At 43.9% G+C, this 8,836-nt stretch carries 8 protein-coding genes and 1 pseudogene; 7 read left to right on the forward strand and 2 right to left on the reverse strand.

Annotated elements, in window-relative coordinates; translation table 11 throughout:
* The 5 genes and pseudogenes from ACRBG0_RS28235 to ACRBG0_RS28255 form a co-directional block, all read left to right on the forward strand.
* Nucleotides 1-979, forward strand: a pseudogene (locus ACRBG0_RS28235) (replication-associated recombination protein A); the annotation flags it as partial.
* A 366-nt stretch (nt 980-1,345) separates the two neighbouring features.
* Entirely contained in the window at nt 1,346-1,951 is a 606-nt protein-coding gene (locus ACRBG0_RS28240) for an RNA polymerase sigma factor (RefSeq protein WP_431490173.1), read from the forward strand.
* A gap of 30 nt (nt 1,952-1,981) precedes the next feature.
* Nucleotides 1,982-2,449, forward strand: a 468-nt coding sequence (locus ACRBG0_RS28245) for a hypothetical protein (RefSeq protein WP_431490174.1), incomplete at its 3' end; no start/stop codon positions are given.
* A gap of 185 nt (nt 2,450-2,634) precedes the next feature.
* Nucleotides 2,635-3,255, forward strand: a complete 621-nt coding sequence (locus ACRBG0_RS28250) for an outer membrane beta-barrel protein (RefSeq protein ID WP_431490180.1) — start codon at nt 2,635-2,637, stop codon at nt 3,253-3,255.
* Nucleotides 3,256-3,299: 44 nt separating this feature from the next.
* Nucleotides 3,300-4,043: a hypothetical protein gene (locus ACRBG0_RS28255; protein ID WP_431490175.1), complete on the forward strand. Its 744-nt coding sequence runs from the start codon at nt 3,300-3,302 to the stop codon at nt 4,041-4,043.
* Between the two features lie 99 nt (nt 4,044-4,142).
* Here the strand turns inward: ACRBG0_RS28255 and ACRBG0_RS28260 are convergent, their stop codons facing one another.
* Both ACRBG0_RS28260 and ACRBG0_RS28265 read right to left on the reverse strand, forming a co-directional pair.
* Nucleotides 4,143-5,102, reverse strand: coding sequence for an electron transfer flavoprotein subunit alpha/FixB family protein (locus ACRBG0_RS28260; protein ID WP_431490176.1), 960 nt, complete (start codon nt 5,100-5,102; stop codon nt 4,143-4,145).
* Between the two features lie 66 nt (nt 5,103-5,168).
* Complete coding sequence (locus ACRBG0_RS28265) at nt 5,169-5,909, reverse strand: electron transfer flavoprotein subunit beta/FixA family protein (RefSeq protein ID WP_431490177.1); 741 nt, start codon at nt 5,907-5,909, stop codon at nt 5,169-5,171.
* 107 nt (nt 5,910-6,016) lie between these two features.
* Here ACRBG0_RS28265 and ACRBG0_RS28270 point away from each other — a divergent pair, with 107 nt between their 5' ends.
* Nucleotides 6,017-6,349: a tetratricopeptide repeat protein gene (locus tag ACRBG0_RS28270; protein ID WP_431490178.1), complete on the forward strand. Its 333-nt coding sequence runs from the start codon at nt 6,017-6,019 to the stop codon at nt 6,347-6,349.
* A 131-nt stretch (nt 6,350-6,480) separates the two neighbouring features.
* Nucleotides 6,481-8,817 carry a gliding motility-associated C-terminal domain-containing protein gene (locus tag ACRBG0_RS28275; protein WP_431490179.1) on the forward strand — a complete coding sequence of 779 codons (2,337 nt, stop codon included), beginning with the start codon at nt 6,481-6,483 and terminating at the stop codon, nt 8,815-8,817.
* The last annotated feature ends 19 nt before the right edge of the window (nt 8,818-8,836 follow it).

Raw genomic sequence — 8,836 nt, forward strand, 5'->3', positions numbered from 1 at the left:
TTATTGATGAAATTCATCGCTTCAGCAAGTCCCAGCAGGATAGCTTACTAGGGGCTGTCGAAAAAGGGATAGTGACACTAATAGGCGCCACCACTGAAAACCCCAGCTTTGAAGTCAACGCTGCCTTACTTTCACGGGCGCAGGTTTATGTGTTAAAGGAACTCGACACGGAGGCCTTGAAAACAATGGTTGACAAAGCGCTGAAAGAAGATGAATACCTGAGCAAACAAGCTATTGAAGTCAAAGAATATGAGGCTATTTTGCATTTGTGCGGAGGGGATGGAAGAAGACTTTACAAATCCTTGAGCTGGTTTGTAGCGAAGTACAGCCCGGCGAAAAACTCGTCATTAACAATGAGCTCGTAAGGCAGCGCGTACAGGAAAACATGACCCGCTTTGATAAAGGAGGAGAGCAACATTATGATATTGCCAGCGCATTGATCAAAAGCATTCGAGGCAGTGATCCCAATGCCGCCGTCTATTGGCTGGCACGTTTAATTGAAGGCGGAGAAGATGTCAAGTTCATTGCCCGAAGATTGATCATCTCTGCTTCTGAAGATATTGGCTTGGCCAACCCCAATGCTTTACTCATGGCTACCACTGCCTTTCAGGCTGCTCAGGCGGTAGGCTTTCCGGAGTCTCGCATTATTCTTTCCCAAGCAGCCGTATACCTAGCCACCTCACCAAAAAGCAACGCCAGTTATTTGGCTATCAACCAAGCTCAAAAAACGGTTAAAGAAACAGGTACGCTGGGGGTGCCGCTCCCCATTCGCAACGCCCCTACCCGACTGATGAAAGATCTCGATTACGGCGTAGGTTACAAATACTCCCACGATTTCCCCGGCAACTTTGTAGAACAGGAATTCCTGCCAGAAGAAATAAAAGGAAAAGTTTTTTACAAACCTCAGAACAACCCCGCAGAAAGAAAAATCTGGCAGCAGTTAGCAGCTTGGTGGAAAGGGAAGTATGGGTACAAGTAGGGTGATTCTTGCCTTTGTCGGTTATGCAATAGTAATCTGTGCACTAGGCAAAAATCACCGTACAAGGTACTGAGTATAGGGTATAGAGATTTGATTTTGCTATAGTTGAAATTTGTATAGGGAGGATAGATTATCTTCAATTAAGAATTATTCAGGGGGTAGTTTAAGAAATGTTCTCTTGGAGCACAAACGCTCTATGTCTCCTTGAAATATCTTTCTTTTCATGAGCCGTTTGGCTACAATCTGTCGGTAGATTTGACATTTTTTTAAAAAAAAACTAAAAAAGCTCCAACGTTTTCCTCTTCAGCTACGTCTGGTCTAGGATTTTAGCAATTACGGCTAAGTGAATAGAAAACAACTTACTTTATGGCTATTTATGACATAGATGTAAAACTAGACAGGTTTGGAGTCCTAAAGAGAGAACCCGCGAAAGAAAACATGTCAGATTTAGACAACATCATTACTGGGTGCTTGAAAGGCCAACGGCAAGCTCAAAAGCAAATGTACCAGAAGTTCTACAACCAGATCTTCGGCACTTGTCTGCGTTACACCAAAGACAAGGCAGAAGCCAAAGGAGTTGTTAATGCTGTTTTCCTAAAAGCATTTGGCTCCCTTCAACAATACAGCCGTAAAGGTGCCTTCGGTGCTTGGTTGACTCAAATTGCGGTGAATGAATGCATCGATTTTTGCCGAAAACAGAGCCGATACAAGACACACTTCACCAACCTGTCTTCTGCTCCTGACGTTGCCATAAAAGAGGGCACGCTCAGCAAAATAGCGGCAAAAGACATTATCGCCTGTATTCAACAACTAAAACCGACGAGTAGATTAGTATTCAGCATGCATAATATTGATGGTTATAAACACCATGAAATAGCGGAGAAACTGGGAATAAGTGAAGGCACCTCTCGATGGTACCTTTCTTCTGCAAAAAAAGAATTGCAGGTTCTCTTGAAAGACTACCAGCGCTAAGAATGGAGTCAATGCAAATCTCTTTTAATTATGTTTAAGCGAATTGAAATGGAAAATAATCAAGATAATAGCTGGCTAAAGATTAAATCACTGGTTGAAGACTACGAACCAGATGAATATACACCAGCAGATTGGGGTGAAATGGAAACTATATTAGAAGCAGGGTTAAAACCACCTGGCTTTTTTAATGGCAAATCCCTCCCAAAACTCCTCCTGCTTGTGATCTTAGGCACATCGTTGGCCTTAGTTTCGAGGGAGTATTTAGGCATAAATCAGCGCCAGACTGCAGTAGAAACAAGTACTGCAATAGACTTTGAAAATGCCTCGCAGACTACGCTAAAAACAAGCAAGGTTGAGATCGATGGACAAAAGCAAGTACAAGCACAAGAAGGAGTCTTTGGTGAGGCTGATAAAAAAACGCCCTCTTATACAGATACAGCAACAGAACCTGTAGCCACAGATCGAACAGAGGACCTTATTCTTCAAAAAGAAAAAAGCNNATCGACGCAGCAACTGGAAAAACACTTGAAAGTGCAAACACTCCACCGGTACTAACCAGCCAAGAGTCAGGGATTACTCAAGAGCCAAAAGAGGAGGAAGGTATATCTAACAACTCATCGGTCTCTCCCATACCGACGCTTAGGATAATACCTGCTTCAGAAACAGAAAAAGACAAGGAGGACATGTCTTTCTCCGATCCTAATACCCCTAGCAAATGGCGCCTTGGCGTGACACTCGGTATGAGTACTACTGTTACCGACTATGAACGTAAAACAATGTCTTCTCTTCCGTTTATCGGGATTTTTGCCAGGAAAACCATCAATCCCAAGTGGGAACTTCAAGTCGAGGCACAGTTAAAGCCTGTCACGAATTACGATGTAACCCAACGTTACGAAGAGGACGTGTATAGTTCTTTAGGTTTTTTGGGCACAGCAGTCGTAGAGCGGAGCTACCAAGGATACATTGCACTGGAGCTTCCTGTAATGGTGAAATACGCAGTTACCAATCGTACCGGGTTATCTTTCGGTGCTCGCTACAGTTTTATTACACCACACGACATAGCATATAGTTCTTCTGGGTATGACCGCTATAGTGAATCCTTATCTCTACGAGTTCCAGAGAAAGGGTTTTGGAATAGTGATATTGGCTTCATAGTGGGAGCGGAACACGCTTTCGGCAGTCGGTGGTTCTTGAGTATTAGGTATACACAAGGGCTGAGAGACATCACGCCTGATAACTTGTATAATGATACTAAAACACACCTTAATTCAGATGTACAACTTGCTGTACAGCACTATTTCTAAACCATCAGTAACCCGGAACCTTTAAACCTTCAAAGCCAACTATTATGAAATATCAATGCTTATATACCATCTGTTTTCTTCTTTTCCTAGGCACCTTTTCTTGTAAGAAAGATTACGAGTACGAATCGGAGATTATTCCTCCTCCATCGGAATCTGACTTCTGGGTAGAAGGAGAAATCTTTTATCAGGATGATTATTCTTATATCATTGATTTTAAGGGTGGAGAATCGTTGTATGGAAACCCTGATATCACCTGGGGGTCTTCTTCAGCCGTCAGGGAAGAAAACGGCAAAAAGTATATTGCTTCTGCTGTTCTTTCTGATGCCAGAGCTTTTCGAGTAGGAAACCTCTCTCCTATTAATCGACTAAACAGCAGTGTGGGTATTTACGTAAAAATAAGCTCAGACCGCCCCGCTTCTGAAGTAGACAGGAAGTTTACCAAAGAAGAATTAGAAGCGCTTTTAGAAATAGGCAGAGAGTATGATTTCGGGACAAATCCAGGAGAAGTCGAGGTCGGTTATTCCGAAAGATTTAGGAGTCAGGAAGACCAGGATTTAGTGCCTTGGAACTACTGGCGTATTGAAGGTACTTCTGCGGATGCGGACAATGAAAATAGCTCTTTCCGGATACTAGAAATAGAGCCTTACGAAGATAATGTAAGCTACTTACCTGCACGAGGGTTTAAGGTGAAGGTCGCTTTTAATGCCGTATTACAAAATCGGTATTGGGTATACTCGACGCTATTTTTAGAAAACATAGAAGGAGTCTTCTTTTTTGAATACGAGTAGTTTTGGGCCAAAACTCTCATAAGGAAAATGAAAAAGTGGCATCTACCAATCGGTAAATGCCACTTTTTTTAGCGGTCAGACGCTTATCGCCAACTTCTTTTATCCTTGCTTGTGCTTACGGATAGCTTCAGTCAGACGTGGTACCACATCGAAGAGATCGCCTACGACCCCGTAATCAGCAGCTTTAAAGAAAGGTGCTTCCGGGTCTTTATTTATCACAACGATGGTTTTTGAGCTATTGACACCGGCCAAGTGCTGAATAGCACCAGAGATACCAGCGGCAATGTAAAGGTTAGGACGAATGGCAATACCCGTTTGTCCAACGTGCTCGTGGTGAGGGCGCCAACCCACATCCGATACTGGACGAGAACAAGCAGTGGTAGCTCCAAGTTCTTCGGCTAAAGCTTCGATGATACCCCAGTTTTCTGGGCCTTTCATCCCGCGACCAGCAGAAACAACCAGCTCTGCTTCAGGTAGTGGCGTAACGCCTTCCATACGCGAAACTTCTTTCACCGTGATACGGCTTGCAGGCACGGCAACATCCAATGCACTTACGGCAACCTCTCCAGCTACTTCTACCGGAGGGATAGAGTTGCCAGTAACAGAGACCAGCTTGATATCAGAAGAAATGGCAATATTAGCAAACGCTTTGCCAGAATATACAGGCTTGCGAACTGCAAAAACACCGCCTTCGTTGGTTGGAACAGCATTAGCAGCCGGTACAGAACCAGCGTTTAACCTAGCAGCCAAGCGGCCTAAGATAGACTTACCTGTAGAGGTATGACTCATGATCACCACTTTAGCACCAAGTTGCGCTACAGCGGCAGCTATTACAGCTGCATAAACCTGCCCATCTAATTGGTTGAGGCTATCATCAGCTACCTGGTGAACTTTTGCAGCGCCATACTTTCCTAAAACACCGGCACCTTCGGCCTTGCCCAATACAATTGCCTCACAGGCAACACCTAAGGTTTCAGCAGTCTGGTAACCGTAGGTAACTGCTTCGAAAGCAGCTTTTTTAAATGTTCCGTTTACACTTTCGGCAAATACTAGAACCATGATTTTATATTTTCTTTCCCGGAGGAATATTCTTTAAAATAGATTGTAACAAAGAGGTAATGAAGCTTAAATAACCTTCGCCTCTTCGCTCAACAAGCGTACCAGTTCATCCATGTTTTCAGGATCAACTAACTTTACAGCTGACTTCTCTGCCGGAAGGTCGTAGCTTACAACTTGTGTATAGCTATTGGTATCTACAGGCGCGACAACATTAAGCGGCTTGCGTTTAGCCATCATGATGCCTCGCATATTAGGTATACGCTGTTCTGCAAGACCTTTCGCAGCACTTATAGCAAACGGCGTTGCTACTTCCAACGTTTCTTCACCTCCCTCGATATCGCGGGTAATTGTAGCAGTATTCCCTTCCACTTCCAATTTGGTGGCGAAGGAAATAAAAGGCATGTCCAACAACTCTGCTGTCATCGCTCCTACTTCCGAACCATTGTAATCAATCGTTTCTTTACCAAAGAATACGATATCAAAGCTATTGTCCTTAGCGTAAGCTGCAATTTGTTGAGCAACATCCAGGCTACTACTGCCTTCTTTGTCGATCCGTACCGCTTCGTCGGCACCAATGGCCAAACCTTTGCGAATAACAGGGTCATTCGCTGCGGGGCCTACGTTGATGATCGTAACGGTTCCTCCTAAAGCTTCCTTGAGCTCTAGCGCACGAACCAATGCGTACCATTCGTCGTAGGGGTTCATAATATATTGGACTCCGCTGGTATCGAGAGCGGTCTGATCACCATTAAAAGTAATCTTTGTGGTGGTCTCTGGCGTTTTACTGACGCAAACCAGTAATTTCATTTCTTATGTGGTTTTATTGAAGCACCGCAAATATAGTTAAATTGGACGCTAATCTAAAGAGAGGTAGCGAATTTTCGCTAACTTGAATTAAAACACATTTCTCGGCTATGAGTTCAGCTCGTTTAACACAATTGCTTACCTTTTATAAAGATTCTCCTAATGATCCTTTTATTCTCTTTGCACTTGCTAAGGAATATGAAGGTCTTGGCCAGTTAGAAACAGCGCTACAGCATTATTTAGAACTCAAAGAAAAGGACGCTAAATATGTAGGTCTCTATTATCATCTCGGGAAATTAAATGAAGTTTTACAGCAAGAAAAAGCAGCATGGGATACCTATTCAGAAGGAATGAAAGTCGCTAGAGAAATTGGCGATCAACACGCGCTCAGTGAATTGGCAGGTGCTCGGCTAAATCTTGGCGATGAGGAAGACTTTGAATAACAACCTCTACTTTTTCTGTATATTTGCACACTAAGTATGTCTTAAGGATGAATTTATGCGTTTCACTATCTGAATCGCAACCAATTAATTTTTGGTAAGGCTAAATTATAGTCTTTAAATCCATCGTCTACATGAAACCATTTTTTACGGTATTTTTTTTAGCACTCTTGAGCATTGGCTGGAGCCAGAATTGTAATGTCACGATTGACCTCAACCCTGAAGTCAACCTCTGTGGGCCAGGTTCAAGTGTATTACTTCCTGTCATCTCTGGTGATTATGAATCTTTCACCTGGAGCCCCATTACTGGTCTTGATGATCCTAATCAACTCATCACGACTGCCAATGTTACGGATTCAACGGTCTACACGCTAAGTGTCCTTAGCCTTTCGGATGACAACCTGATCACTAATGGCGATTTTAGTGCCGGTGATACGGGCTTTACCAGCGATTACATCTACGGTACCGGCGGGGGCGTAGGCTTACTAAGCAATGAAGGACAATATGCCATTGCTACCAATGCTGGAAGCACCCATAATCAATTTGCCAATTGTAACGATCACTCCGGCGGCGGCAACATGATGGTCGTAAACGCCAGTGGTGATGCCAGTAATATATGGTGCCAAAACATCACCGTAGATACCGATACCGATTATTTCTTCAGCGCTTGGGTGACGTCCGTTACGTCGCAGAATCCTGCACAATTACAGTTTTCGGTCAACGGCGTTCAATTGGGCTCTCCCTTTAACGCGAGCGCCAATACCTGCAACTGGCAACAGTTCTCCGCTGAGTGGTCTTCTGGTACAACAACAGCAGCAGAAATATGTGTAGTAAACACCAATTTCACACCTGCTGGAAATGATTTCGCCCTGGATGACATCAGCTTCCAAGCTTACTGTACAACTACAGCTAGTGTTGCTATCAATGTTACGGAGTTGGTTTCAGATGTCGTTATTCCTAACCAAATTTGTGGCGCAGCTAGTACGATTGACCCCAATAACTACCTATCCGCCAACGCTGATACTGGTGGCACCTGGACATTGGACGGAAGTACAATTAACACCTTTGATCCAGCAACGCTTGCCAATGGCGTTCATACACTGGAATACACAATTTCAACCAATAGTTGTTCCTCATCGTCGGATGGGCAATTTACGCTAGCAAGCCCCCCAGATGCAGGTTCTCCAGGAATTTTCACCACTTGTATTAACCCGGGAGACTTTGCAGTGGTAGAATTGAGCACGCTGGTTACCAATGAAGACCTTGGCGGCCAGTGGGAATATTTCAGTGGCCCAAATACAGGCACGCTACTTGTTAATGGTAATGCAACACAGTTATCCACTAGTACAGCAGGGAGCTATACCTTCATTTACACGGTAGATGGCGGCGGCGTATGCCCTAGTGACACGACTTACCAATCTTTTGATATTAACCTCAACCCTATTGCGGATCTACCTGCAACGGCAACGCTTGATTGTATTATCAGAGATATTACCCTAGTAGGAACGAATACAAGCACTGGCAATAACATTGTTTATCAATGGTCACAGAATAACATTCCGTTCGTTAGTCAATTTGACATTAGCCTTGAGGTCGATGAACCTGGCACTTATCGTCTTATTGTCCGCGATGAAAACACGAACTGCTTCGCTGAAGCCATTACCGAGGTTGACGATTTAAGTGGAGACTTTAGCTTTTCTCTGACAACAGTTCCTGCCCCTTGTCTTGATCCTGATAATGGTGCCATTTTAATCGAAAACATAACGGGAGGGACACCTCCTTTCTTGGCAAGTATAGATGGTGAAAACTTCGCAGCCGTTGACCAATTTTCTGCACTTGCGCCAGGCGATTATACGGTACAACTACAAGATGCTGGTGGTTGTGAAGAAATGGAGAATGCAAATCTCTCTGAGCCTAGTAACCCTATGTTAGAGCTTCAATCAAACCAGGAAGAGGTCATCAATTTAGGAGAATCTGTAACGATATCTGTGATAAGTAACCCTCCATTGGAACTTTTGGATACTTTGATCTGGTTCCCCCCACTACCTGACAGCCTACAAATAAGTAACAAGCAATGGGCTGTTCAGCCAGAATTAACAACTAATTATACCCTGCTGATTCGTGACTTAAACGGTTGTGAAGCGGAAGCATCGCTACTTGTAACCGTTCGTCCAGAGGGTGCCTTTTACGTTCCTAATGCGATTTCTCCAAATGAAGATGGCACCAATGATAGGTTTGTAATTTACGACAAGGGCTCTATTGCCAATATTACAACAATGCGCATTTTTGATCGCTGGGGCGCTTTGGTTTACGAAGTCAAAGACTTGGCTCCCAATAGTTCTGACCGTGCCTGGAACGGGCGTTACAACGGAGACCTACTCCCTTCAGGCTTGTACATCTACGCTGCTGAGCTGGAATGGATCAATGGTACGACCAGTCAGATACAGGGAGAGATTTCGATAGTTTATTAGTGCTCGTTTCACTCGCGGG

It is taken from the genome of Lewinella sp., from assembly GCF_050633125.1.
In the GTDB taxonomy this organism is placed as follows: domain Bacteria; phylum Bacteroidota; class Bacteroidia; order Chitinophagales; family Saprospiraceae; genus Lewinella.